Origin of the sequence: Spectribacter acetivorans, assembly GCF_031846305.1 — a bacterium.
Classification (GTDB): Bacteria; Pseudomonadota; Gammaproteobacteria; order Nevskiales; family Salinisphaeraceae; genus Spectribacter; species Spectribacter acetivorans.
In genome coordinates, this window is the sequence record NZ_JAVRHY010000002.1 from 252469 (window position 1) to 276289 (window position 23821).

The window sequence follows — 23821 nt, forward strand, 5'->3', positions numbered from 1 at the left end:
GGCAGTTACCGAGCTTTACGGAGAATCACCATGAAAACAGTCATCATCACCCTGGTTGTCCTAATCGTCGGTGCCGTAATCGCAGTGCCGACGGTGGTTTATTCCGGTCTGTTCAACGTAGCCGCCACCTGGGAAGACCCCCCTCCGATTGCCTGGCTGCTGCACAGTACCTACGCCAACTCGGTCGCAGTGCGTGCCGATGAAATACAAGTGCCGGAGAACTTGGGCGGCCGCGAGCGAGTGCTGCAAGGCGCCCGCAACTTTATGGCCATGTGCAGCGGCTGTCATACACCGCCCGGGAAGTCGAAGACTCCGGTAAGTACCGGCCTTAATCCGCCTCCACCAGATTTGGCGGAAATCATCCCCCACCGCAGTCCAGAAGAAGCGTTCTGGGTCATCAAGAACGGCGTGCGCATGACCGGCATGCCGGCCTTCGGGCCGACCCACAAGGACGAAGAGCTGTGGGCATTGGTGGCCTTTCTCGACGAAATGTCCGACGCCACGCCCGAGGCCTACAACACGCTGATAGCGCAGGCCAAGCGCAGCGCGCCGGCTGCTGATGGCCACGGCCATCGGCATGGTAATGAGCCTGAACCCGCCGGCCAGAGCGGACATGATGCCGGCGGACACGGCGAACCCGGCCATCATGATACCAAACCGGCTCAAGGGCAAAGCAGCGATATGCAAGGCATGGACATGGGGCAAGAGGACGCCGCGCCGCCGGCCGCCGAATCCGCAAGCCCGAGTCACGGCGCGCCCGGTCATCATGACAAACAGCCGGCACCCCAGCCTGAGTCGGCCGACGACGGCCACGATCATCAGCATTAATCGAAAACCTGCACACAGATCAACCGATTAAGTCACGAGGTAACCATGCGACACGAAAATTACAGCAAAGACCGCCGCCGCCTGTTACAGGCGATGGCCTCCGCCGGCCTGCTGGCCGGGTTCGACAGTCTACTGCCGACCTATGCACGCGCCAGTACGGCGCCCCACGGGCCGCATCTGGACACCACCGCCGCGCGCGTGCCGGGCGGTCCGGCCCGCGACGTGACCATGGACGTGCACATCCGGCGCGAGACCATCGACATCGCTGGCGGCCGCGCTTCCGCCATCACCGTCAATAACTCGGTGCCCGGCCCCATCGTGGAGCTCTGGGAAGGAAAAAACGCCCACCTGCGGGTGCATAACCACCTGGACGAATCCACCTCCATCCACTGGCACGGCATCCTGCTGCCCTTCCAGATGGACGGCGTGCCCGGCGTGGTATTTCCCGGCATCGATCCGGGCGACACCTTCGAGGTGGATTTCCCGGTGCGCCAGTACGGCACCTACTGGTACCACAGCCATACCGGGCTACAGGAGCAGCTGGGCCAGTACGGGCCGTTGGTCATCCATCCGCAGAGCCGCGAGGACCATATCGACGCCGACCGCGAATACGTCGTGGTCCTGAGCGACTGGACCTTCGAAGATCCGCACCGGCTGATGGCCAAGCTGAAGAAGATGAGCGACTACTACAACTTCAGCGAGCGCACGGCCGCCGACTTTGCCGAGGACGTCTCCAAGGCCGGCTGGGGCGCGACCCTGCAGGACCGCATGGCCTGGGGCAATATGCGCATGAGCCCGCGCGACATCGCCGATGTCACCGGCTACACCTATACCTATTTGATGAACGGCATGCATCCAGGCGCCAACTGGACGGCGTTGTTCAAGCCCGGCGAGCGCATCCGCCTGCGCGTGATCAACGCCTCGGCCATGAGCTATTTCAATGTTCGCATCCCGGGGCTGCCCATGAGTGTGGTGGCCTCCGACGGCCAGAACGTCGAGCCGGTGGAAACCGACGAGTTCCAGATCGGCGTGGCCGAGCGTTTCGACGTCGTGGTCGAGCCAAAAGCGGATCAGGCCTACACACTCATGGCCGAGTCTATGGACCGCAGCGGCTACGCGCGCGGCACACTAGCCCCGCGGCCGGGCATGGATGCGTCCGTGCCGCCCCTGCGCGCCCAGCCAACGCGCACCATGGTCGACATGGGCATGGATATGGACATGATGAACATGGGCGGCGGGAGCATGTCGCACTCGGGCCATGCCATGCCCGGCGGCGATAGTCCCAAATCCGGCATGGGCGCGGACAATAGCATCGCCATGATGGAGCCGGCCGGGCCGGTGATCGCTCGCCACGGGCCTGATGGCCACGGTCCCGGCAATATCACCACAGCGACCGTCCAGCGCTACCGCCTGGCCGAACGCGGGACCGGCCTCAAGGATGTGCCGCACCGGGTGCTGACCTACAGCCAATTACGCAACACCAAGCCAATGGCCGACAAACGCGAGCCGGCCAAGACCATCGAGCTGCACCTGACCGGCAACATGGATCGCTATATGTGGTCGTTTGACGGGGTGAAGTACAGCGATACCGACAGCCCGATCGACTTCCCCTACAACGAGCGCGTGCGGCTGATCATGATCAACGACACCATGATGGAGCACCCCATTCACCTGCACGGCATGTTCATGGAGTTGGAGAACAAGCAGGGCGAGCATCTCCCGTTCAAGGACACCATCAGCGTGCTGCCCGGCTCGCGCGTGTCGCTGCTGGTCACCGCCAACGAACCGGGCCGCTGGTTCTTCCATTGTCACTTTCTCTATCACATGGAAATGGGCATGGCCCGCGTCGTGCGAGTCGGCCCCCGCAGCAAAAAGGAGAACACCGATGTTTAACACCCGTCTGCCCCTTCTATCGGGCCTGGTGCTGTTCATTCTGGCCCTGCCCGGCTTGGCGCCGGCGGCCGACGAAAGGGAATTGCCAGGCCAGAATGCCGATCCCGATGCCATCTATCCGCCGGGTGAACGTAATCCCCAGAGCGGTGCGCCTGCTGAATGGCCCAAGATAACGAAGGACCAGAAATTGTTCGGCTTCGCCCTGATCGACCGCCTGGAGTACGGCGACCCCGAGGGCACCAACAACTATCTCTGGGACGCCCAGGGCTGGCTCGGCGGCGATACCAACAAGTTCTGGTGGAAAACCGAGGGCGAGGGACCCACCCACGGCGGCGGTCCGGAGGACACCGAGTTCCAGGCGCTGTATAACCGCATGATCAGCCCTTTCTTCGGCGCCCAGGCAGGCATTCGCTACGACACCAATCCCGGTACCGACCGCGCCTTCGGCGTGCTTGGCATACAGGGTCTGGCACCCTACTGGTTCGAGTCCGATACCGCGTTTTTCGTCAGCGAGGACGGTGACGTGAGTTTCCGCGGCGAGTTCGAGTACGAGTTGCCGCTCACCCAACGCCTAATCCTGCAACCACGCCTGGAACTCAACGCCAGCGCCAACGACGTGCCCGAGTACGGTCTGGGCCAAGGCCTGAACGACACCGAAATGGGCCTGCGCCTGCGCTACGAGATCAAGCGCGAGTTCGCGCCCTACATCGGCGTGCGCTATGAGAGCCTGTACGGCGAGACCGAGGACATCGCCGAACGCGCAGGCGAAGCGACCTCGTCCACTAACTTCGTGATCGGCGTCCGGGCATGGTATTGATGCGCGAAGCCGGCCGGCGAGTAGCGCTGCTGATGTTGGCCGCCGGTCTCGCCGCCTGCGACAGCTAGGGGCCGCCCGCCGGTCAAGCCGACTTGCCCACCGCCGTCGTCTACAAGAGCCCCACCTGTGGCTGTGCGAGAAATGGGTGGCGCATCTCAGGGCCAATGGGTTCGCCGTGCAAACGCGTGATACCGCGCAGATGAGCCTGGTAAAGGCTCGGCATAATCTCCCCCGCGACATGCGTTCCTGTCACACGGCGGAAATCGACGGCTATGTCGTGGAAGGCCACGTGCCGGCTGCCGACATCAAGCGGCTGCTGCATGAGCAACCGGATGCCGAAGGTCTAGCCGTGCCCGGCATGCCCCTGGGCTCCCCCGGTATGGAAGTGGATGATCGGCGCCAGGCCTATACGGTCTGGCTACTGGACCCTGAGGGCAACCGAGATTTCAATCGCTATCCCGCGCGCAATCTGGAGTAACCAGCGTGCCGTCGTCCCGATAGCAGCCTCTTGACTCTGTAGTCGGGTGCGGGAATAGGCTGCTTTAACTTACTACTGGAGCAGTCAGTCATGAGTCTATCCATCGGCCAACTTGCCAAATCCACCGATACCGGCGTGGAGACCATCCGCTTTTACGAGCGGCGCGGTCTAATGCCCGACCCGCCGCGTGCCCCCAGCGGTTACCGCCGCTACCCGACCGACGCGGTGGGCCGTCTGCAGTTCATTCGCCGCGCCAAGCGCCTGGGTTTCACCCTGGACGAGATCGGCACGCTGCTGCGCCTCCAGGACGGCGGCGACCGCAGCGAAGTCAAAGCCATCGCTCAGGCCAAGCTGGCCCAGATCGAGGCCCGCATCGACGACCTGCGACGCATGCGCAAGACCCTGGCCGAACTGGAAAAGCAGTGTTCCGGTCATGGTCCCGTGCCCGGCTGCCCCATCATCGAAGCCTTGAGCGACGGGAGCGAGGCATGAACGACATGACCACCACGGATCCAGTTTGCGGCATGACTGTGGACCCCGAGCAGGCGCTCAGCCACGAGCACGCCGGCGAGACCTATCATTTCTGCAGCGAGCATTGCCGGGACAAGTTCGCCGCGGACCCCGAGACGATCCTGAATCCGGAGGCGTCGGCACAGCCAACCGCCGAAGCCAAGGCGGACAAGTACGTCTGTCCGATGTGCCCCGGCGTCGAGAGTGATCAGCCGGACGACTGCCCGAAATGCGGTATGGCGCTGGAGCCCGCGTCGCCACCCAAGCGGCGCACCCAATATACCTGTCCCATGCACCCGGAGATCGTGCGCGACGAGCCCGGTGACTGCCCCAAGTGCGGTATGGCGCTGGAGCCCACGACCGTGTCCAGCGACGAGGACGACGGCGAACTCAAGATCATGAGCCGGCGCTTCTGGGTCAGTGTGCCGTTGTCGGCGGCCGTGCTGGTGCTGGCCATGGGCGAGATGGTGCCCGGATTGGGTATCCGCGAATTTTTCGGTGCAACGTTTGGTTGGCTTCAGTTCGCACTGGCCACCCCGGTCGTGCTGTGGTGCGGCGGTTTCGCCTTTCAGCGGGGCTGGAAATCCGTGCTCAACGTCAGCCCCAACATGTGGACGCTGATTGCACTGGGTGTGGGCGCGGCCTACGGATTTTCCATCTTCGCGCTGCTGCTGCCCGATTTATTGCCCGCCGCCTTCAAGAGCGAGGCCGGCCACGCGCCGATCTATTTCGAGGCCGCGGCGGTCATCATCACCCTGGTCCTGCTTGGCCAGGTCATGGAGGCGCGCGCCCGCGGGCAGACCTCGCAGGCGCTCAAGTCGTTGTTGGACCTGGCGCCGCCCACGGCCAACCGAATCAAGGACGACGGCGAGGAAGAAGAAGTCTCGCTGGACGCGCTAAAGGCCGGCGACAGACTGCGCGTACGACCCGGCGAGAAAGTGCCGGTGGACGGCGAGATTATCGAGGGCCGCTCGACCCTGGACGAATCCATGATTACCGGCGAACCGATCCCGCAGGAAAAGCAAGTGGGGGATACCGTCACCGGCGGCACCGTCAACCAGACCGGCGGTTTCGTCATGCGTGCCGGCCAAGTCGGCGAGGATACCGTGTTGGCCCGCATCGTCGACATGGTGGCGCAAGCCCAACGCTCGCGCGCGCCCATCCAGGGCCTGGCGGACAAGGTCGCCAGCGTGTTCGTGCCCGCCGTGGTGGCGGTCGCCATCCTCGCCTTCGCCGCCTGGGCCTGGGCCGGTCCCGCGCCGGCCTTGTCCTATGCCCTGGTGGCGGCGGTCTCGGTGCTGATCATCGCCTGTCCCTGTGCGCTCGGCCTGGCCACGCCCATGTCGGTGATGGTCGGCGTGGGCCGGGGCGCGGGCGACGGCGTGCTCATCCGCGATGCCGAGGCGCTGGAGCTGATGGAGCAGGTCGATACCCTGCTGGTGGACAAGACCGGCACCCTGACCGAGGGCAAGCCAAAGCTGGTCGCCGTGGAAACGGCCGAAGGCGTCGATGAACAGGAGTTATTGAAGTTCATCGCCTCGCTGGAAAATGCCAGCGAGCACCCGCTGGCGCGTTCGATTGTCGAGGGCGCCGCCGCGCGCGGCGTGCAGCCGGTCGACGCCGACGACTTCGACTCGATCACCGGCAAAGGCGTGCGCGGCACGATCGACGGCCGCGCGGTGCTGATCGGCAACAGCCGGCTGATGCAGGATAACGATATTGATCCGGGCCCTCTGGCCGATGCCGCGGACAAACGCCGAAGCGAGGGCGAGACGGTCATGCTCGCCGCCGTGGACGGCGAGATCGCCGGCCTGATCGCGGTGGCCGACCCCATCAAGGGCTCCACCCGCGAGGCCGTGCGCATTCTGCATGAAGCCGGACTGCGCATCATCATGCTTACCGGCGACAACGAAACAACCGCGCAGGCCGTCGCCGATCAACTGGGCATCGACGAGGTGCAGGCCAACGCCCTGCCCGAGGACAAGTACGCGTTAGTGGAAAAACTGCAAGGCGAGGGCCGCAAGGTGGCCATGGCCGGCGACGGCGTCAACGACGCCCCGGCGCTGGCCAAGGCCGAGGTCGGCATCGCCATGGGTACCGGCACTGACGTAGCCATGGAGAGCGCGCGCATCACCCTGGTCAAGGGCGATCTGCGCGGTATCGCCAAGGCTCGGCGCCTGTCCGAGCAGTCCATGCGCAACATCCGCCAGAACCTGTTCTTTGCGTTCATCTACAACGGCGCCGGGGTGCCCGTGGCTGCCGGCGTGTTATATCCCATCTTTGGCATGTTGCTCTCGCCCATGCTGGCCGCAGCCGCCATGAGTTTTTCCTCGGTATCGGTCATCACCAACGCACTGCGCCTGCGGCGCGCCGAACTTTAATCGAAAGATCGGGGGCCAAGTCACATGATAGAGACGATTAGGCAATTTCTCGGCAACCCCGTCGTATTGGGTATATGGATAGCGGTAGTCGTCGCCTGCGTGCTCTGGACCCTCCGCGACTTGCGCCAAAACAACGCCCACCTGCCCACACTAATGCGATGGGTATGGGTATTAACGGTGGCCTACTCGGGACCGTTGGGTGTCGCTGTTTATTATTTCTCCGGACGTGCCCAAATCGATCACGATTCATTTCTACGCCGTGGTTTCCGATCCGTCGCGCATTGCTATTCTGGCTGCGGCGCGGGCGAGATTGCCGGTCTCATGATCGCGGTGGGGCTGCTTGCGCTGAGTACCGGCTGGGTGGTGGCCATCACTTTTTCCCTGGCCTACGTCGCCGGCTTCGCCATGACCGTCGGCCCGCTCATGCAGGGCGGAATGGATTTCAAACAGGCCTTCAACGACGCGCTATGGGCCGAAACCGCCAGCATCACCGTGATGGAAATCGTGGCCATCGGCACCGACCTGTGGCTGGCCGGCGATGCCACCATGGGTGAGCCGTTGTTCTGGATGTCTCTGTTCGTATCGCTGTCCTGCGGCCTGTTAGCAGCCTATCCCGTGAACTTGCTGCTAATCCACTACGGCGTTAAAGAGGGGATGCATAGCCCGAAGATGGCACATCACTAAAACAGACAAAGCCACATCTCGCGGCGTAGCCGGGACCGCATTTTCTAAATACGACTATAAAACCGATTGACAATCGGTTTTGGGTTGCCCAAACTCCTTTCGCATCATGTACAGCCGGAATCCATGCGGTTATGCGCAATAAAGAGATACACCTGCCCCTGGGCGAGCTTGAAATCGAGGTGATGGAACAGCTCTGGGATGCCGGCCCAGCGGATGTTAAGTCTGTCCACGAGGTGCTCGGCAAAGCCAAACAGCGCAGCCTGAATACCGTGCAATCGACCCTGGAGCGGTTGTATCGCAAGGGATTGCTCGCCCGCGAGAAGCAAAGTCGGGCTTATGTCTACAGTCCCGAAGTCGGGCGCGAGGCGCTGCTGGTGCAGACCATGGGCCAGATCGCAAACTCATTGGGCGCCCAAGATAGCGGCACGCTGATGGCTTCTTTTGTGGAGCTGGCCGAACGCGATGACCCGGCTAACCTGGAGCGCCTGCAACAGCTTATAGACGCGCAGCGTCGCCGGCGTGACTCGGAGGCTGGACAAGATGAATAATCCGGCGATTCCGGGCAGCGTCGAAGGCGTTGCGATATACGCCGCACTCGGCTTTGCCGGCATGGCGATCGGGGCTGTGTTGGCCGCTCTGCTTTATTTTGGCGGCCGGCGTTGGATTGATGCCTGCCCGCCCGCGGCGCGGCAGCGCTGGTTGACCGCGTTACTGCTTTGTCCCGTCATTGCCGCGCTGGCACTGATGTTGTCCATGTCAGCGCCGATTTCGCTGTTTTCGGGTAACGACCTGCTGGCCCATTGCAGCGCCCACCCCGAGACCCACGGCGCGCTATGTCAGTGGCACGCACCGCAGATTGCACTGCCGGCCTGGCTGACGTTGACAGTTTTGCTGTTGCTCGGTTCAGTGCTGCTTGCCGGCGGCTACAAGATCGCTCGCCTGATTGCCGCGAAGCGCCGATTGCGTTTAATGCAGCACTTGGCCGACGAGCAGCCCGACGGCCGTTATTTTCTACTGCCCATGAGCGAGCCGTTGGCTTTTGCGGCAGGTCTGTTCCGCGGGCACACGTACATCAGCAAGGGGCTCAAACGGCAACTAGACGAATCCAGTTTGGCTATCGTCCTGGCCCATGAAGACGCCCATGTGCGGCGTCACGATATGCTCGCCACGGCGCTGATCAACAGCTTGTCCAGACTGCATATCCCGATGATCGGAAAGGCTTTGCGTCAGACCTGGCAGCTTGCGGCAGAACAAAGCTGCGACGCGTCGGTGGCGAAGCAGACAGGCGACCGGCTGGCGGTGGCCGATTGCCTGATTTGCGTTGCGCGTCTGCAAAATCAGCACCGGCGAGAAATGAAGATATCGGCCTGCCATCTCATCGACAGTCAACTGGATGCGCGAATAAGCGCCTTGCTCAATTCGCCCGCCCCACGGGGACCTGCGCCGGCGTTTTCCCTGTTGGGGGTATTCAGCGTTGCTTTGGCTGCTCTGACGTTGGCCGGCCCGACCGTGCATCACTGGATGGAGCATCTGCTCCCCGCCACCGGTTTATGATTTTTACCACACCCATTCACGTCAGCGCACGGCGGCTGGCGATAGCCGCTTTCGCGCTGAGTATGGCGACGCCGGTCGTCGCGGCCGGGACGCTGAGCCTCGAACAAGCCGAAAAACGCGCGCTGGAACGCGATAATGTGGCCCGGCTGCTCGACAGCCGCCGGCAGCAAGCCGAGGGCGAGCTAACTACGGCGGGCCTCTGGCCGAATCCGACGATCGACCTGTCCCAGGAAAGCACTGATCTGGCCGAAACCACTTCGCGCGAGCGTTTTTTCTGGCTGTACCAGGAATTCGATATATCCGGCGAGCGGGGCCTGCGCCGCGAGGCGGCCCGTGCCCGGTTGGCGGCCACCGGCTTTGCCGCTGGCGCCACCCGACTGGACATCCGCACCCGCGTGCGCCGGCTGTTCTTCGACAGTCTGTACCGCCAGCGCCAAGTCGAGGCCATCACCGCCCGTCGCGAGCGTCTGGCCGAGCTGGTCGACCGGGTCCGCCGGCAGGAGCAAGCCGGCCAGGCGGCGCAATACGACGTGGTTCGGCTGGAACGGGCCGCCGACGCGCTCGGCGCCCGCGCGGCCGGGCTGAAGGCCGAGTATGAGCGTGCGCTCGCGCGCCTGTTTGCGTTACTGGGCGAGCCGGGCGACAACGCGTCGCGGCCGCAACCGGCAGGCAAGCTGGTACCGGCCCCGCCACCGCCGTTGGATCGGTTACTCCGCGACATCGACGCCCTGCCCCGCTTGCAGCAACTGCAAGCCCAGGCCCGCGCCAGCAGGTTGACGGCCAAGGCCGAGGGGCGCGCCGCGATCCCGGACATCACGCTCGGCGTGGGCTACAAGGAGCAAGAGGAATTCGGTCGCAGCTTCGACGGCACCCTGATCAGCCTGGGCGTGAGCATTCCACTGTTCGACCGCAATCAGGGCAAGCGCGCCAGCGCCCGGGCCGCGGCCCGGGCCAGCGAGGCCGAGTATCGGCTGGCCCTGGCCGAGCTGCGCGGCGACATCCGCGGGCGCTGGCTGCAACTGCGGGCGTTGCTGGAAAACGTGGAGGACTACCGGCAAAGCAACGCCGCCTCCACCCGAAAACTGCTGCGCGCCGCCGAATCCGGCTATCGGGGCGCCGAGGTCGGCGTGCTGGAAGTGGTCGACGCCTACGAAAGCGCCCTGGAGGCCACGCTGCGCGTGCTGGAACTGCAAAAGCAGGCGCGCGACGCCCATATCGATTTGCAAGCACTAACCCACGGAGTACCGCAACCATGATCCCTACCCATAAGTTAGTACCAATCGCGCTGACCACCACACTGCTGGCGCTATCCGCCTGCGGCAGCGACGCCCAAAGCGCGCAGGGCGAAGACCAAGGCCACGACCACGCGGAGGGTTCATCGCACGAGCCCCACGGCGAGCAGCAGCCCGCGCCCGAAACCAAGGCCTACTACGGCGACGAAGACAGCCCGGCGGCAACCAAGGACGAAGAAAACCCGAGCGCCGGCGCGGCCGACAAAACCCCGTCCGACCACCAGCACGGCGGCGGCCATGGCCACAGCCATTAAGTCCGCTGCCATCAACCCCGTCATCAGCATGGCCCTGCTGCTGGCGCTAACCGCCTGCGGCCCCGCGCCACAAGACAATGGCGAGCACGCCCAAGATGGCAAGCATGGCGACGAGCGGCCCACGCGCGTGTTTACCCACTTCACCGAGCAAAGCGAATTGTTCGTGGAGTTTCCCGCGCTGGCCGCCGGCCAGGACTCGCGCTTTGCCGCGCATGTGACCCGGCTGGCCGATTACCGCCCGGTGCGCGAAGGCAGGCTCAGCGTGCTATTGACCCAGGGCGGCAAAAGCCGCGCCCGCTTCGTGGTTGAGGCCCCGGCGCGGCCGGGCATTTTTACCCCGGTCGTGCGTCCACGCGAGCCCGGCGTTTACCGGCTGAGCCTGCGGGTCGATGCCCCCGACCTTCAGGCCACGCACGAGCTCGGCGAAGTCACGGTGTACGCCGACGCCCACGCCGCAAAGCCGGCCCCGGAAGAAGCCGGCGGCGCAATCAGCTATTTGAAAGAACAGCAATGGCAGGCCGAATTCGGCACCGAGGCGGTGACCGAACGCCGGCTGCGCGCCTCGGTGTACGCCACCGCCGAGCTGCGCCCGCCGGGTGATCGGACCGCCCGCGTGCGCGCCCCGGCGGAAGGGCTGTTCGCCGCCTATGGCGAGCAATTCCCCGTAATCGGTGCCGAGGTGGACAAAGGCCAGCGGCTGGGCACATTGCGCGCGCGCCTGGCCGGCGGCGTGGACTTGTCCAGTCTGCGCCTGGCGGTGGAGCGCACCCGGGCCGAATACCGCCTGGCCCGCGAAAACCTCGAACGCCTGCGCGGCTTGCTGGACGACGGCGCGGTGGCCGCACATCGGGTACGTGAGGCGGAAAACGCGGCGGCCGTGGCCCGCGCCGAATACAACGCTGCAAAAGCGCGCCTGGACCAATACCAGGGCGGCGACGAGGATACCGGCGTGCCCGTCATCGCGCCGATCGCCGGGCGCATCGTCGCGGTTTCCGTGGCACCGGGCGCATTCGTCTCCCCCGACCAGGAGCTGATGCAAATCGCCGGCGGCGACAAGCGCTGGCTGGAAGCGCGCATCCCGGAGGCCGACGCCGACCGGCTGCGCCAGCCCACCGGCGCGTGGTTCAAGTTGGGCGGTCAGCGACGGGTGCTGCGCGTGGGCGAAAACGCCCGGTTGATTACGGCGGGCGGGGTGATCGACCCGGTCAGCCGCACCGTGCCGGTAATCTTCGAGTTCACCGAGACCGATACCACCCCACTGCTCAACCAGGGCCTGGATGCGCGCGTCTACACCGGCGAGACGGTCGAGGCGCTGGCGGTGCCGCGCTCCGCAATCATCGACGATAGCGGCCAGCCGGTGGTGTACGTGCAAACCGGCGGCGAGACCTTCGCCCGCCGGCCGGTGCAACTCGGCCTGCGCGGCGCCGACTACGTGGCCGTGACGTCCGGCCTGCAAGCCGGCGATCGGGTGGTCACCCGCGGCGCCTATCAGGTGCGCCTGGCGGCCGCCGCGCCAGCCGAGGCCGGTCACGGTCACGCCCATTAACGGAGCCACATTTCCATGATCGACCGGATAATTGGCGCCTCGCTGGGCAACCGCGTGCTGGTGCTGGCCGCCGCGGCCCTGCTGCTGGCCTGGGGCGGCTGGCAGGCGCTGCGCACCCCTGTGGACGTCTTCCCCGACCTGACGGCGCCGGCGGTGACCATCGTCGCCGAAGTCCACGGTATGGCGCCGCAGGAAGTCGAAAAGCTGGTGACTTTTCCCATCGAAACCGCCATGAACGGCGCCGCCGGCGTGCGCCGGGTGCGCTCCAACACCACCGTAGGCCTGGCCGTGATTACGGTGGAGTTTGACTGGGATACGGACATCTACAAGGCGCGGCAAATCGTCACCGAGAAGCTGCAAACCGCGCGCAGCCAGTTGCCGCCGGACGTGCCGCCGCCGGTGCTCGCCCCCATTACCTCGGTGATGGGCGAGGTGATGTTCATTGCCTTGCGCTCGGACCAGCACGACCCGATGGCGCTCAAGACCGCCGCCGACTGGGTGGTGCGCCGGCGCCTGCTGGCGGTACGGGGCGTGGCCCAGGTGATCCCCACCGGCGGGTTGACCAAGCAATACCAGGTGCAGCTCCGCCCCGAGCGTTTATCCGCCTATGGAATCGCTGTCCAAAAAGTGATCGACGCCGTGGGTGCGACCAACCAGAGCGCCGGCGGCGGCTTTTACGCCGAAAACGATCAGGAATTCCTGATCCACGGCCGCGGCCGTGTGGACAACGTGGAGGACATCGAGCAAACCGTGGTGGCCCGACGGGACGGTGTCCCGGTCAAGGTCAGCGATCTGGGCGCGGTGAAAATCGGTCCGGCGCCGCGGCGCGGCACCGGTAGCTACCGCGGCCAGGATGCGGTCATCCTGGGCATCCAGAAGCAGCCGGAGGCCAATACCCTGGAACTGACCGAGCGGCTGGATACGACCATCGAGGAAATCCAGGCCTCGCTGCCCGCGGGCATGCGCATAGAAACGGATGCCTTCCGCCAGGCGGATTTCATTGGCCTGGCTATCGAAAACCTGTCGGCGGCGATCCGCGACGGTGCGATCCTGGTGGTCGCCATCGTATTCATCTTTTTGCTCAGCGGCCGGGCCACCGCGATAACCCTGCTGGCACTGCCGCTATCGATCATCGCCACCCTGCTGGTGCTGCGCGCGACGGGCTCGACCATCAACACCATGACCCTGGGCGGCATCGCCATCGCCCTGGGCGCGCTGGTGGACGACGCCATCATCGTGGTGGAAAACATCGTGCGCCGCCTGCGCGAAAACCAGGCCCTGGCGGCAGGCGAGCGCCAAGCCAACCACCGCGTGGTATTCGACGCCACGCGCGAGATCGAATCCTCCATCGTGTTCGCCACGCTCATCATCGTCCTGGTGTTCGTACCGCTGTTTTTCCTGACCGGCGTGCAGGGCCGGCTGCTGGCCCCACTTGGCCTAGCCTATGTGCTGGCCCTGGGCGCCTCCTTGTTAGTAGCGCTAACCGTCACGCCGGTACTCAGCCTGAGTCTGCTGCCGGGCTCGAAGACCGTCGCCGGCGCCCACGACACCCGGCTAATCGCGGCCTTGAAGCGCGGCTACCGACCGTTGCTGGAGGCAGCGCTGCGTTTCTGGTGGCTAGTGGCGGCCGCCGCAGCCGCACTGTTGGTGGTCGCGGCCATCGCGCTCGGGCTGGCCGGACGCTCCTTTCTGCCCGAATTCAACGAGGGCAGCTTGACGCTGTCGGTCGTCACCCTGCCGGGCACCTCGCTCGAAAAATCCGATGCCATCGCACAACGGGTGGAAAAGGCGCTGCTCGACACCCCGGAGGTGGTCGCCACCGCGCGTCGCACCGGCCGGGCCGAACTCGACCCGCATGCGCAAGCCGTCTATGCCTCTGAGATCGACGTCAGCCTGGAGCTGTCCGAGCGCGGCAAGGCCGCCATGCTGGCCGAATTGCGCGACGAGCTGGGCGCCATCGCCGGGGCCAACATCATCATCGGCCAGCCGATCTCGCACCGAATCAACCACATGCTCTCGGGTACGCGCACCGATATCGCCATCAAGATCTTCGGCGAAGATCTGGCCGAGCTCGACCAGTTGGCCAAGCGCGCCGAGACTCTGACCGCACAAGTGCCGGGCGCGGTCGACGTCAGCCTGGCCAGCCGCGCCGAGGTGCCGTTCTTGAACGTGGATTGGAATCGTCAGGCGTTAGCGCGCTACGGCCTGACCGTGGCCGAGGCCGGCGAATTTCTGGAGACGGCTTATACCGGTAGCGAGGTCTCGCAAATCCTGGAAGGCCAGGCCGCGTTCGACTTGGTAGTACGGTACCCGCCGCGCTTCAAACAGAATCTGGACGCCATCCGCGGCACGCTGCTGACGACGGAGTCCGGCGCCCGGGTGCCGCTGCACGCGTTGGCCGATGTCCAAAAGGCGAGCGGACCCAACAATATCAGCCGGGAAAACGTGCAGCGCAAGCGGGTGGTCGCGGCCAACGTGGCCGGGCGCGACCTGGTGGGCGTGGTCGAGGATATCCGCACCAAACTGAACGGCGAACTCGACCTGCCAACCGGCTATCACATCGAGTATGGCGGTCAGTTCGAAAGCGCGGCAGAGGCCACGCGCACCCTGCTCATCCTGAGCGCGGTGGTCATCGCCGGCATCTTCCTGCTGCTGATGGTGGCCCTCGCCTCGGCGCGCGACGCCCTGCTGGTGATGCTCAACTTACCGCTGGCGCTGATCGGCGGCGTAGTCGGTGTCTACCTGGCCGGCGGCGTGCTCTCAATCGCCGCCATCATCGGCTTTATTACGCTATTCGGCATCGCCACCCGCAACGGCGTAATCATGATCGATCATATCCAACGGCTATACGCCACGGGCGAAGAAACCGCCCCGCTGGACGCTATCCGACGCGGCGCCCACGAGCGGCTCGCCCCCATCCTGATGACCGCCCTGGCCACGGGCCTGGCGCTGGTGCCGCTGGCGCTGAGCCTGGGCAAGCCCGGCAGCGAGATCCAGGCGCCCATGGCCCTGGTGATCCTGTTCGGACTGCTGTCTTCCACGGCATTGAACATGCTCGTGGTCCCGGCCCTGTATTCGCGCTTCGGCTCTATTCTGCAGGCGGTGCCCGCCGTTAGCGCGCGGCGCCGAATACCAGGGTGAAGGCTGCGCCGCCGCCCGGCGCCTTGCCGACGTCAACGCGGCCACCATGGGCGCGCATGATCTCGGCCACGATGGCCAGCCCCAGACCGGCACCGCCGGCCGGCGAGTCGCGTCCGCGCCAAAATCGATCGAACAGGTGCGCCCGCTCGGCCTCGGCAATGCCGCGGCCCCGGTCCGCCACGCTCACCCTGCCTGGCCGGTCCACGGTGACCGTGACCTCGGTATTGGCCGGGGTATGCGCGAGGGCGTTCTCGATCAGGTTGCGCATGGCGTTCTCGATGGCATCCTCGTTCCCGGTCACGAACACAGCCGCCTCAGCACCGACAAGCACCAACTCGCGCTCCTGCCGGATTGCCAAGGCCGCCAACGCGCCCACCACCCGGCGGGCGATGGACACCAAGTCCACGCGTGCGGACGTGTCCAGCGGCTCCGCCTCCAGCCGCGCGACCCGCAATAGCTGGTCAACCAATCGATTCATGCGCGCGGTATCGGCGCGCAGCGCGGCTATTTGGCCATCGCCCTCGGAGGCCTCGATATTGGCGCTCAGAATCGCCAGCGGGGTGCGCAGTTGATGCGCGGCATCCGCGGTGAAGCGCCGCTGCTGGGCGAAGGCGGTGTCGAGCCGCTCCAGCGCCCGATTGACGGCGCCGACCAGGGGCTTGAGCTCAGAGGGCAACTCGGCTTCCGGCAAGCGGATATCGGTGTGCGCCGGCCCGATGCGGGCGGCCAGCGCGGAGGTCTCCCGCAGCGGCCGCAGGCTGCGGCGCACGGTGATCACGGCCATAGCAAGCGCCGCCAGCGCGATCACCGGTATCAGCCACGCCATGTCGGTAACGAACTCGGCCAGCAGCTCATGGGCGAGCGCCTCGCGGCCGAGCGCGGCCGCGGTCTCGCGCGACTCCCATACCACGGCCGCGGTAATCGCCACGGCTGCGAGCGCGAACACCAGCGCAAGCCAGGCCACGAGGCGAAACTGCAGTGCATTCCGGTCCAGGCGCATGCCTATGGCTCGATCAGCAGATACCCGACGCCGCGCACGGTATGAATGCGCGCCGCTGCGCCGGTTGCCTGCAGGCGTTTGCGCAGGTTGTGCACGTGCACCGGGACCGGATTCGACTCCGGTTCCCGGCCGAATCCGTAGAGCTTGTCCTCCAGCACGGTACGCGGAACCACTTGGCCCAGGCGGCGCAGCAACAACTCCAACACGGCGATTTGCTGACGCGGCAGCGCCAGCATGCGGCCGTCGACCGAAGCCTGGCGGGCTACGGTGTCCAGCGCCAGGTTGCCGGCGGTCAGCACGGTACCGAGGGCGCCGCCGGGACGGCGCAGCAAGGCCTTGATCCGTGCCACCAGTTCTGACATGGCAAAAGGCTTGATCAGGTAGTCGTCGGCGCCGGCGTCCAGCCCATCGACCCGGTTGGCGACGGCGTCTCGCGCGGTGAGTACCAGCGTGGGGATGGCGTCGCCCCGCCGGCGCAGGCCGCGGATAAGCTCCAGCCCGTCGCCGTCCGGCAAGCCCAGGTCGATGATGGCGGCGTCGTACGGGAAGTCTTCCAGCGCCGAGTCGGCTTCACCCACGCCGGTGACCGCATCCACGGCAAACCCGTCACGCGCGAGTCGTGTCTTGAGCGTCGCGACCAGCCGGTCTTCGTCTTCGACAATTAACAGGCGCATGCCAATCACTTTAACCCATAGGCGGTCTGTCAAGGCCGAGCTACAACGCTTAAATGTGCCTTAAAGTTGGCCAGGTATAGTAAGCGCTCCATATACTCCCCAAACTGCAACTTAGGAGGCATAGCATGTTCTTGTTCAACTCCCTGCCCAAAACCGTGTCCGCGGGCGCTTCCGCGGCTGCGGCCGGTCTCGCGCTAAGCTTGAGCACGGCCGCCTTCGCCAACGGCGGCGTCTCGGAGCGCAACATCGAAATGAGCGAGCTGCCCTCGGCGGTGGCCTCGACCTTCAAGACCGAGCTGGATGGCAAATCCGCTGCCGAGGTCGAGGAAATCAGCTACGAGGGTATCGTGGTGCTCTACGAAGTCGAGTATAAAAAGAACGGCGAAGAGCGCGAGATCTACGCCTACCCAAGCGGCAAGGTGGCGGCCCGCCACAGCCACGAGGAAGGCGAATAGCCCAGCCATCGTCGCGGGTCCGGCCGCCGCGCGCACCGGCGGCCGGATTTTTACGTAAACCGGAGAACCTCATGCGTACCCATACCATCGCCGCGCTAACCCTGATGACCGTAACCCTGGCCATGACTGCCTGTAGCGGCGCCGATGCGGCCGGCCTGGATAAGCAAGCCATTGCCAAGGCCGCCGATGCCGAGGTCCAGACCAAGGGCGAGGTCTTGCGTATCGGCTGGATGCGCGACGATGTCCCGGTCGAGGTCGACGGCGCGCCCCTGCCGGCCGCTGCCGGACTGGGCTCCTGGGCGGCATTCAAGCCGGTGGCGGAAGGCGACGGCGCGATCGTCATGGGCGATACCGTCGTCTTTCAGGATGAGGTGGACGCCGCCATGGACGCGGCTTTCGCCAATGGCCTGAAGGTCACCGCGCTGCACAACCACTTCTTCTACGATCGGCCGAAGGCCTACTTCATGCACATCGGCGGCCGTGGCCCGGCCCCCAAGCTGGCCGCCGGCGTCAAGGCGGTGTGGGACGCGATCAAGCAGGTACGCGCCGAAAACCCAGAGCCCGCCAAGACCTTTCCGGGCGGCGCGCCAGCGCGCGGTGGCGACATCGACGCCAACCTGATCGCCGACATCACCGGCCTCGAACCCAGCGAAAAGCCGGGCGGCGTGGTCAAGGTCAGCACCGGGCGCAAGGGGCGCATGGGCGAGACCGCCATTGGCGGCAGCATGGGCCTGGGCACCTGGGCGGCCTTCGCCGGCAACATGAAATCCGCCAGCGTGGACGGCGATTTCATCATGACTGCGGACGAAGTCCAGCCGGTCCTCAAGGCGCTGCGGGACGCCGATTTTCACGTGGTGGCCCTGCACAATCACATGATCGGCGAGCAGCCGGCCTTCTACTTTACCCATTACTGGGCCAAGGGGCCGGTTGAGCAGCTCGCCAAGGGCTTCAAGGCGGTGCTAGAGGCGCAGGCTAACGCTCATTAACGGGTGAGCGCGTCGTCCATCCCTTTCCCCCAGGCGCTGCGCGTCTGGGTAAAGATCGCCCTGCTCAGCTTCGGCGGGCCTGCCGGTCAGATCGTGGTGATGCACCGCATCCTGGTGGAGGAGAAACGCTGGGTCAGCGAGCAACGTTTCCTGCACGCGCTGAACTAAGGTCCTGAGCACGGCTTTATCCGGGATCACCGCCGCTATGGTGGGGGTCATTCTCAACCTAGCTGTGTAAACCCAGCAGGTTATTCACGGGCAGCCGGAGTCGGGTGACGGGTGGTTGGTAGTTCAAGCTGGCATGGGGCCGATGCCAGTTGTAGTGGTGCAGCCAGTACGGTAGATGGGCGGCGCGTTGGTCAGAGTGCGCGTAAGAGCGTGCGTAAGCCCACTCGCGTAGCGCGGACTGGATTAGCCGCTCGGCCTTGCCGTTGGTGCGCGGTCGATAAGCGTGCGTGCGGCGATGCTGGATGCCCAGGCGCCGGCAAGCCTTGGCAAATACCCGCGATCGATAGCAGGCCCCGTTATCGGTCAGCACGCGCCGGATCGACACGCTCAGGCCGCGGTAATAGCGCACGGCCGCCATCAGGGCGCGCCAGGCGCTGGCGCCGGTTTCGTCCGGCTTGATCGTCGCCCAGCTCACACGGCTGTGATCATCGATGGCGATATGCACATAGTCCCAGCCCGCACGATACGAGCGTCCTGCCTGGCGATCGCCGGTCACGCGATGCCCCGGGCGCTGGAACCGGCCGAGTTTCTTGATATCCAGATGCAGCAGATCGCCGGGCGCGTCGTGCTCATAACGCGTGACCGGCGGCGCGGGATCAAGTGTCGACAGCCGATTCAGCCCGGCACGCTGGAGCACGCGGGCCACCGTGGCAACCGGCACCTCGACTGCGATGCTGATCTCACGATAGATGCGACGCGCCCGCCGCAAGGCAACGATCCGTGCTCGGGTGGCTTCGGACAGGCGATGCGGGCAATGCCGAGGCCGTGAGCTGCGTTCGTGCAGCCCGGGCCAACCTTCCTCCTGATAGCGACGCAGCCACTTGTACGCGGTGCGGGTGCTCACGCCCGCTGCCTGGGCGGCCTCGACCGGTCGCAGGCCATGCTCGACGATGCGACGTACCAACAGGGCTCGACCGTGAACGGTCAGACGCGCATTCTTGTGCGTGTTCATCCGGGCTGCTCCTTATGCTGACGGACGTTGACACCCATCAGCGTCGGGCCAGCGGCCCGGATGAACAACCTACTGAGAGATCACAGCTAGTGCCCGGCATCGTCTCGCTGGCTGCTTTTGCCTATCTTCTGACCCGCATCGACGTGGCCTTCGCCGGGCGGGCGTATGCCGCTTACGGCGGCGTCTATATCGTCGCCTCGCTGGCTTGGCTGTGGCTGGCCGAAGGGCTACGGCCGAATAACTGGGACCTGGCCGGCGCCGGCCTAGCCATGATTGGGGCGCTAGTGATCCTTGCCGGCGCCCAGTTCTCTCGGTGAGAGGTCGGTCAGCTACTAAATATGCCAATCTACGCGGCGGCTAATAATTACAGCAGACGATTTCATGTTTAGCTAGGAAATACTATTTAAGAATATCCTAACTTTCTGATTATATTGTTTTTTATTATATAATGCGTTTCAATCCCAGATTGACCTGCACGAAAGACGCAAGTGTCCTTTACCACCTCACTGTCGTTAGGCCTCAGCCTGTCCATAGACGCCTTCGCGGCCTCGGTTGCGCAAGGCGCGCGCAGCCACAGCGACCGCTTACGTCAGGCTGTCCGCACAGCTTTCTACTTCGGCCTATTCGAGGCGATCTTTCCCATTATCGGCTGGGGCCTGGGACTAATGCTGGGCAAGGTGATGGCGCAGGTGGATCACTGGGTCGCATTTCTCCTGCTTCTCGGCATCGGCTTGAAGATGATCCACGACGGGTTACGTCCGCGAGTCGTGCCGGTCATGGTCCGCCCGCACTCGACGGGTCGGATTGCGCTACTGGCATTGGGCACCAGCGTCGATGCGGCAGCGGTGGGCGTCACTTTGGTGGTACTGGGGATTCCTGTTGTGCAAGCAGCATTGGTCATAGGCATTACCACCTTCATGATGACCTGCGCCGGCTTCCTGCTCGGCGGATTGGCTGGCCCGCGCCTGCCGCGTTTCGCCGAGGCCTTGGGCGGACTGCTGCTGATCGCCATCGGTGCGAAGATACTGTTGGAGCACACGGTTCTCTCTGGTTAGCCGGCACAGCAAGACAATTGGGCCACATCCTTGGTGAAGGTCTGGGCGCAGAGCTTGAGCGCCTCCACGTGCACCAGATACGGAAACAGCAGGTCGCCCAAGGCCTCGACCGTCATGCCTTGATGCACCGCCAGCGCCGCCGTCTGGATCATCTCCCCGGCCTCGGCAGCGAGGATTTGCGCGCCCAGCAGGCGATGGGTGTCGGCCTCGGCGATCAGCTTGACGAAACCGCGGGTCTCGAAGTTGGCCAGTGCGCGCGGCACATTCTCCAGTTCCAGAGTGCGGGTCTCGGTCTCGATGCTGCGTGAGCGCGCCTGGCCTTCGTCCAGGCCCACGGTGGCTACCTGCGGCTCGGTGAAGATGACCGCCGGCATGGCGGACAGATCCAGCTCGGCCTCGCCGCCGGTCATGTTCACCGCCGCGCGCGTGCCGCCGGCGGCGGCCACGTAGACGAGCTGCGGCAAGTCGGTGCAGTCGCCGGTGGCGTAGATGTGCTCGACGCTGGTGCGCAGATGCTCATCCACTTTGATGCCGCCGCACTTGTCGGTCTCGACGCCAACCTTGTCCAGGCCCAGATCGCGTGTGTTCGGCGCGCGGCCGGTGGCAATGAGCAGCCGGTCGCCACGGATCAGGCCGTCCTGGGTCTCCAGGACGAATTGGCCCGACTCGTAACCGACCGCGCTGGCCTCGGTGTGCTCGCGCACGTCGATGCCTTCGGCCCGGAAGGCGTCGGTGAGACCCGTGCCCAGGTCCGGGTCATCGCGCGACAGCAGGGTGCTACGGGCCAGGATCGTCACCTTCGATCCCAGCCGGCGAAACGCCTGGGCCTGCTCGACCGCCACCACCGAGGCGCCGATGACCAGCAGGTGCTCGGGCGTCTCGTCGCTGAATACCGCCTCGTCCGAGGTCCAGTAGGGCGTGTCCGCCAGTCCCGGGATCGGCGGGAGCATGGGCGAGGCGCCGGTGGCGATCAGCACGCGATCGGCGGTGATTCGCTCCTGTCCGCCGCCCTGCAAGTCGATGAGCAGGGTATGGGCGTCCTCGAAGCGGGCGCGACCGCGGAGCATGTCGATTCTCGGGTTGTCGTCCAGAATTTTTTGATACTTGGCCTGGCGCAGCTCGGCGACCCGGCTCTGCTGCTGGGCCGCGATCTGTGGCCGGTCGATGGCTGGCGCGTGGTCGGCCAGGCCCGCGAAGGGGTTTTCCCGCTGATATTGGGCGAGCTGGGCCGCGCGGATCTGGATCTTGGAGGGCACGCAGCCGACGTTGACGCAGGTGCCGCCGATCACCGCGCCCGACTCGATCATGGTCACGCGGGCGCCGGCTTCCGATGCGCGGATGGCGGCCGCGAAAGCGCCGCCGCCGCTGCCGATGATGGCGATGTGCATAGAGATACTCCTAAAGACGGAAATTCAGCAGTTGTCCGTTGTCTGGCGGCGCCAGACGGCGTAGATCGTCAAGCCGATGAAGAAGACCAGGGCCGGCAGCAGCACGTAGTCGAGATAGTCCACCAGCGCCAACAGGCCGACCACGCCGAACAGGATCACCAGCAACGGCGTGAAGCAGCACAGGGCGGCGATGATCGTGCCGACGATGCCGGCGCCGAGCAGCTTGTTATTGCGTGTCATGATGTCCTAGCCTGCATTATTCACGAGGCATCGCGAGTGATTGCGGAATTCGCAGCAAGCCAGGCGCCGGGCTGGAGCGAAAAGCATAGCCGTAGCTATGGTTTTCGCGAAGTCCAAGCGTGGCGCCGCGAGAAACCGCAAGCGCCGCGAGAAACCGCAAGCACCGCGATAGACTGGCACGGGCCGCAGCCTGCAATCGCGGATATCGTCGCGAAACTCGGAAATACTTCATGGTGATCGAAACCTTGCGTCGTAGTGTCAGGCGGCCTCGTGAATAATGCAGGCTGCTATTCCTTGCGTTGCGAGGGATAGCCGGCGTTGGTCGTGGCCTCGGTCAGGTCCGATACCGTCGCCGCCTGCGGGTCGTAGGTCACGGTGGCGGCCTTGGTCTCGAAGTCGACCTGGGCGGATTGCACGCCATCGACCCTTTCCAAGGCCTTGCGCACCGCGATGGGACAGGTCGCGCAGGTCATGTTCTCGACGTTGAGCGATACGGTCTCGGTGACGCCCGATGCCGTCTTGGCCTCGGCGCCGGCATGGTCTCCACAAGCAGTGAGGGACACCGCAAACAGGGCTAGCAAAGCAATGAAAACGGTTTTGTGCAGCATGTTATTTGTCCTTTACAGCAAAGCCGGGGCGTACCAGGGGAAGGCCAGAAGGGCCAATACGGGCAAGGCCACCAGCCAGAAGATCAGGCGCTGGCGGCGCTTGACCGCCGGGTTGGCGCAGGCTTCATCGGGCGCGCAATCGTCCTCGCGGCGATATAGCCGCCAGCCGGTGAATCCCAGCAGCGCCACGGTGGCAATGATAAAGATTGGTCGATAGGGTTCCAGCGCGGTGAGCGAGCTAACCCAGGCGCCGCCCACGCCAATGGAAAGCAACACCAGCGGCGCGACACAGCACAGGGAAGCGCCGATCGCCGCCAGCACGGCGCCGATCTGGGCCCACGCGGTGCGGCCGGAAGTGGATGGGGTGTCGGTCATGGTTTGCCTCCGTCGTTTCTGACAGGGGCAAGCCTACAGGCGGTACCTCGGTACCGTGTCAAGTGTTTGAGTCGTAATCTTTAGCCGTTGCGGGACAGGCTCTCGATCAGCGGGCAATGGCCGGGGTGTCGCTCGTGCCGACAGCGTTCGATCAATGCATCCAGGGTGTCCTGCATTGCAGCCAAGTCGGCGATGCGCCTGGCGACCAGCGCGCGCTGGCCCTCGGCTACTTGCCGGACGTCATCACAACGGCCGTCGCCGAGTTCCAGCAACTCGCCGATCTCCGCCAGGCTGAAACCCAGTTCCTGCGCACGTTTGACAAAGCGAATGCGCTCCACCACGTCGCTGTTGTAGCGGCGATAGCCGGACGGCGGTTTGGACGGCTGTTCGATCAAGCCGCGCCGCTGATAGTAACGCACGGTTTGCAGATTGACGCCGGCCCGCCGGGCCACGGTTCCGATTGTCATGCCCGCAGAGTTTTC

The 23821-nt window shown here is 65.0% G+C and carries 25 protein-coding genes and 1 pseudogene; 18 read left to right on the forward strand and 8 right to left on the reverse strand.

Annotation, left to right across the window (positions count from 1 at the left end; genetic code table 11):
• The first annotated feature begins 30 nt into the window (after positions 1-30).
• From RM531_RS03175 to RM531_RS03235, 13 genes are all read left to right on the forward strand, one after another.
• Entirely contained in the window at positions 31-828 is a 798-nt protein-coding gene (locus tag RM531_RS03175) for a c-type cytochrome (RefSeq protein WP_311657245.1), read from the forward strand.
• Positions 829-873: 45 nt separating this feature from the next.
• Positions 874-2721 (forward strand): copper resistance system multicopper oxidase, encoded by a 1848-nt coding sequence (locus RM531_RS03180; protein WP_311657246.1) that lies wholly within the window; start codon positions 874-876, stop codon positions 2719-2721.
• Positions 2714-3538 (forward strand): copper resistance protein B, encoded by an 825-nt coding sequence (locus RM531_RS03185; RefSeq protein ID WP_311657247.1) that lies wholly within the window; start codon positions 2714-2716, stop codon positions 3536-3538. Before RM531_RS03180 ends, RM531_RS03185 begins: the two co-directional genes overlap by 8 nt.
• 199 nt (positions 3539-3737) lie before the next feature.
• Positions 3738-4016, forward strand: coding sequence for a DUF411 domain-containing protein (locus tag RM531_RS03190; protein WP_311657248.1), 279 nt, complete (start codon positions 3738-3740; stop codon positions 4014-4016).
• A gap of 90 nt (positions 4017-4106) precedes the next feature.
• Positions 4107-4508 (forward strand): MerR family transcriptional regulator, encoded by a 402-nt coding sequence (locus tag RM531_RS03195; protein WP_311657249.1) that lies wholly within the window; start codon positions 4107-4109, stop codon positions 4506-4508.
• A complete protein-coding gene (locus RM531_RS03200) occupies positions 4505-6907 on the forward strand; it encodes a heavy metal translocating P-type ATPase (protein WP_311657250.1) in 2403 nt (800 codons plus the stop codon). The genes RM531_RS03195 and RM531_RS03200 overlap by 4 nt, the downstream gene beginning before the upstream one ends.
• 24 nt (positions 6908-6931) lie before the next feature.
• Positions 6932-7591 carry a DUF4396 domain-containing protein gene (locus tag RM531_RS03205; protein ID WP_311657251.1) on the forward strand — a complete coding sequence of 220 codons (660 nt, stop codon included), beginning with the start codon at positions 6932-6934 and terminating at the stop codon, positions 7589-7591.
• Between the two features lie 131 nt (positions 7592-7722).
• Positions 7723-8139, forward strand: a complete 417-nt coding sequence (locus RM531_RS03210) for a BlaI/MecI/CopY family transcriptional regulator (protein ID WP_311657253.1) — start codon at positions 7723-7725, stop codon at positions 8137-8139.
• Positions 8132-9145: a M56 family metallopeptidase gene (locus RM531_RS03215; protein WP_311657254.1), complete on the forward strand. Its 1014-nt coding sequence runs from the start codon at positions 8132-8134 to the stop codon at positions 9143-9145. Before RM531_RS03210 ends, RM531_RS03215 begins: the two co-directional genes overlap by 8 nt.
• Positions 9142-10401 carry a TolC family protein gene (locus RM531_RS03220; RefSeq protein ID WP_311657255.1) on the forward strand — a complete coding sequence of 420 codons (1260 nt, stop codon included), beginning with the start codon at positions 9142-9144 and terminating at the stop codon, positions 10399-10401. The genes RM531_RS03215 and RM531_RS03220 overlap by 4 nt, the downstream gene beginning before the upstream one ends.
• Entirely contained in the window at positions 10398-10691 is a 294-nt protein-coding gene (locus RM531_RS03225; RefSeq protein WP_311657257.1) for a hypothetical protein, read from the forward strand. Before RM531_RS03220 ends, RM531_RS03225 begins: the two co-directional genes overlap by 4 nt.
• Complete coding sequence (locus RM531_RS03230) at positions 10675-12237, forward strand: efflux RND transporter periplasmic adaptor subunit (RefSeq protein WP_311657258.1); 1563 nt, start codon at positions 10675-10677, stop codon at positions 12235-12237. The genes RM531_RS03225 and RM531_RS03230 overlap by 17 nt, the downstream gene beginning before the upstream one ends.
• A 15-nt stretch (positions 12238-12252) precedes the next feature.
• Positions 12253-15378, forward strand: a complete 3126-nt coding sequence (locus RM531_RS03235; protein WP_311657260.1) for an efflux RND transporter permease subunit — start codon at positions 12253-12255, stop codon at positions 15376-15378.
• On the opposite strand, the gene RM531_RS03240 is transcribed toward RM531_RS03235, so the two are convergent.
• On the reverse strand, positions 15350-16378 hold the full coding sequence (locus RM531_RS03240; RefSeq protein ID WP_311657262.1) for a sensor histidine kinase: 1029 nt from the start codon (positions 16376-16378) through the stop codon (positions 15350-15352). The genes RM531_RS03235 and RM531_RS03240 overlap by 29 nt on opposite strands.
• Positions 16379-16380: 2 nt before the next feature.
• Positions 16381-17052, reverse strand: a complete 672-nt coding sequence (locus RM531_RS03245; RefSeq protein WP_311657264.1) for a response regulator — start codon at positions 17050-17052, stop codon at positions 16381-16383.
• A gap of 125 nt (positions 17053-17177) precedes the next feature.
• Between RM531_RS03245 and RM531_RS03250 the strand changes: the two genes are divergently transcribed.
• The 3 genes and pseudogenes from RM531_RS03250 to RM531_RS03260 all read left to right on the forward strand — a co-directional run.
• Entirely contained in the window at positions 17178-17507 is a 330-nt protein-coding gene (locus tag RM531_RS03250; protein WP_311657266.1) for a hypothetical protein, read from the forward strand.
• Between the two features lie 71 nt (positions 17508-17578).
• Complete coding sequence (locus RM531_RS03255; RefSeq protein WP_311657268.1) at positions 17579-18493, forward strand: LppY/LpqO family protein; 915 nt, start codon at positions 17579-17581, stop codon at positions 18491-18493.
• 3 nt (positions 18494-18496) lie between these two features.
• Positions 18497-18658, forward strand: a pseudogene (locus tag RM531_RS03260) (chromate transporter); the annotation flags it as partial.
• A 61-nt stretch (positions 18659-18719) separates the two neighbouring features.
• Here the strand turns inward: RM531_RS03260 and RM531_RS03265 are convergent.
• Positions 18720-19673 (reverse strand): IS481 family transposase, encoded by a 954-nt coding sequence (locus RM531_RS03265; protein ID WP_311657272.1) that lies wholly within the window; start codon positions 19671-19673, stop codon positions 18720-18722.
• A 14-nt stretch (positions 19674-19687) separates the two neighbouring features.
• On the opposite strand from RM531_RS03265, the gene RM531_RS03270 reads away from it, so the two are divergent.
• Together RM531_RS03270 and RM531_RS03275 are read left to right on the forward strand one after the other, a co-directional pair.
• Positions 19688-19990 carry a YnfA family protein gene (locus RM531_RS03270; RefSeq protein ID WP_311657273.1) on the forward strand — a complete coding sequence of 101 codons (303 nt, stop codon included), beginning with the start codon at positions 19688-19690 and terminating at the stop codon, positions 19988-19990.
• Positions 19991-20161: 171 nt separating this feature from the next.
• Positions 20162-20728 carry a manganese efflux pump MntP gene (locus RM531_RS03275; RefSeq protein ID WP_311657274.1) on the forward strand — a complete coding sequence of 189 codons (567 nt, stop codon included), beginning with the start codon at positions 20162-20164 and terminating at the stop codon, positions 20726-20728.
• Here the strand turns inward: RM531_RS03275 and merA are convergent.
• The 5 genes from merA to RM531_RS03300 form a co-directional block, all read right to left on the reverse strand.
• Positions 20725-22116, reverse strand: coding sequence for a mercury(II) reductase (gene merA, locus RM531_RS03280; RefSeq protein ID WP_311657275.1), 1392 nt, complete (start codon positions 22114-22116; stop codon positions 20725-20727). The two genes, RM531_RS03275 and merA, sit on opposite strands and share 4 nt — an antisense overlap.
• Before the next feature lie 24 nt (positions 22117-22140).
• Positions 22141-22356: a mercury resistance system transport protein MerF gene (merF, locus tag RM531_RS03285; RefSeq protein ID WP_311657276.1), complete on the reverse strand. Its 216-nt coding sequence runs from the start codon at positions 22354-22356 to the stop codon at positions 22141-22143.
• Between the two features lie 287 nt (positions 22357-22643).
• Positions 22644-22964: a mercury resistance system periplasmic binding protein MerP gene (gene merP, locus RM531_RS03290; RefSeq protein WP_311657278.1), complete on the reverse strand. Its 321-nt coding sequence runs from the start codon at positions 22962-22964 to the stop codon at positions 22644-22646.
• Between the two features lie 12 nt (positions 22965-22976).
• Positions 22977-23339 carry a mercuric transporter MerT family protein gene (locus tag RM531_RS03295; RefSeq protein ID WP_311657279.1) on the reverse strand — a complete coding sequence of 121 codons (363 nt, stop codon included), beginning with the start codon at positions 23337-23339 and terminating at the stop codon, positions 22977-22979.
• An 80-nt stretch (positions 23340-23419) separates the two neighbouring features.
• A complete protein-coding gene (locus tag RM531_RS03300; RefSeq protein WP_311657280.1) occupies positions 23420-23806 on the reverse strand; it encodes a MerR family transcriptional regulator in 387 nt (128 codons plus the stop codon).
• Positions 23807-23821: the final 15 nt, after the last annotated feature.

What these genes read in the sequence shown, in the direction of transcription:
- RM531_RS03175 (WP_311657245.1), top strand. Translation starts at nt 31, where the DNA reads ATGAAAACAGTCATCATCACCCTGGTTGTCCTAATCGTCGGTGCCGTA.
- RM531_RS03180 (WP_311657246.1), top strand. Translation starts at nt 874, where the DNA reads ATGCGACACGAAAATTACAGCAAAGACCGCCGCCGCCTGTTACAGGCG.
- RM531_RS03185 (WP_311657247.1), top strand. Translation starts at nt 2,714, where the DNA reads ATGTTTAACACCCGTCTGCCCCTTCTATCGGGCCTGGTGCTGTTCATT.
- RM531_RS03190 (WP_311657248.1), top strand. Translation starts at nt 3,738, where the DNA reads ATGAGCCTGGTAAAGGCTCGGCATAATCTCCCCCGCGACATGCGTTCC.
- RM531_RS03195 (WP_311657249.1), top strand. Translation starts at nt 4,107, where the DNA reads ATGAGTCTATCCATCGGCCAACTTGCCAAATCCACCGATACCGGCGTG.
- RM531_RS03200 (WP_311657250.1), top strand. Translation starts at nt 4,505, where the DNA reads ATGAACGACATGACCACCACGGATCCAGTTTGCGGCATGACTGTGGAC.
- RM531_RS03205 (WP_311657251.1), top strand. Translation starts at nt 6,932, where the DNA reads ATGATAGAGACGATTAGGCAATTTCTCGGCAACCCCGTCGTATTGGGT.
- RM531_RS03210 (WP_311657253.1), top strand. Translation starts at nt 7,723, where the DNA reads ATGCGCAATAAAGAGATACACCTGCCCCTGGGCGAGCTTGAAATCGAG.
- RM531_RS03215 (WP_311657254.1), top strand. Translation starts at nt 8,132, where the DNA reads ATGAATAATCCGGCGATTCCGGGCAGCGTCGAAGGCGTTGCGATATAC.
- RM531_RS03220 (WP_311657255.1), top strand. Translation starts at nt 9,142, where the DNA reads ATGATTTTTACCACACCCATTCACGTCAGCGCACGGCGGCTGGCGATA.
- RM531_RS03225 (WP_311657257.1), top strand. Translation starts at nt 10,398, where the DNA reads ATGATCCCTACCCATAAGTTAGTACCAATCGCGCTGACCACCACACTG.
- RM531_RS03230 (WP_311657258.1), top strand. Translation starts at nt 10,675, where the DNA reads ATGGCCACAGCCATTAAGTCCGCTGCCATCAACCCCGTCATCAGCATG.
- RM531_RS03235 (WP_311657260.1), top strand. Translation starts at nt 12,253, where the DNA reads ATGATCGACCGGATAATTGGCGCCTCGCTGGGCAACCGCGTGCTGGTG.
- RM531_RS03240 (WP_311657262.1), bottom strand. Translation starts at nt 16,378, where the DNA reads ATGCGCCTGGACCGGAATGCACTGCAGTTTCGCCTCGTGGCCTGGCTT.
- RM531_RS03245 (WP_311657264.1), bottom strand. Translation starts at nt 17,052, where the DNA reads ATGCGCCTGTTAATTGTCGAAGACGAAGACCGGCTGGTCGCGACGCTC.
- RM531_RS03250 (WP_311657266.1), top strand. Translation starts at nt 17,178, where the DNA reads ATGTTCTTGTTCAACTCCCTGCCCAAAACCGTGTCCGCGGGCGCTTCC.
- RM531_RS03255 (WP_311657268.1), top strand. Translation starts at nt 17,579, where the DNA reads ATGCGTACCCATACCATCGCCGCGCTAACCCTGATGACCGTAACCCTG.
- RM531_RS03265 (WP_311657272.1), bottom strand. Translation starts at nt 19,673, where the DNA reads ATGAACACGCACAAGAATGCGCGTCTGACCGTTCACGGTCGAGCCCTG.
- RM531_RS03270 (WP_311657273.1), top strand. Translation starts at nt 19,688, where the DNA reads ATGCTGACGGACGTTGACACCCATCAGCGTCGGGCCAGCGGCCCGGAT.
- merA (WP_311657275.1), bottom strand. Translation starts at nt 22,116, where the DNA reads ATGCACATCGCCATCATCGGCAGCGGCGGCGGCGCTTTCGCGGCCGCC.
- merF (WP_311657276.1), bottom strand. Translation starts at nt 22,356, where the DNA reads ATGACACGCAATAACAAGCTGCTCGGCGCCGGCATCGTCGGCACGATC.
- merP (WP_311657278.1), bottom strand. Translation starts at nt 22,964, where the DNA reads ATGCTGCACAAAACCGTTTTCATTGCTTTGCTAGCCCTGTTTGCGGTG.
- RM531_RS03295 (WP_311657279.1), bottom strand. Translation starts at nt 23,339, where the DNA reads ATGACCGACACCCCATCCACTTCCGGCCGCACCGCGTGGGCCCAGATC.
- RM531_RS03300 (WP_311657280.1), bottom strand. Translation starts at nt 23,806, where the DNA reads ATGACAATCGGAACCGTGGCCCGGCGGGCCGGCGTCAATCTGCAAACC.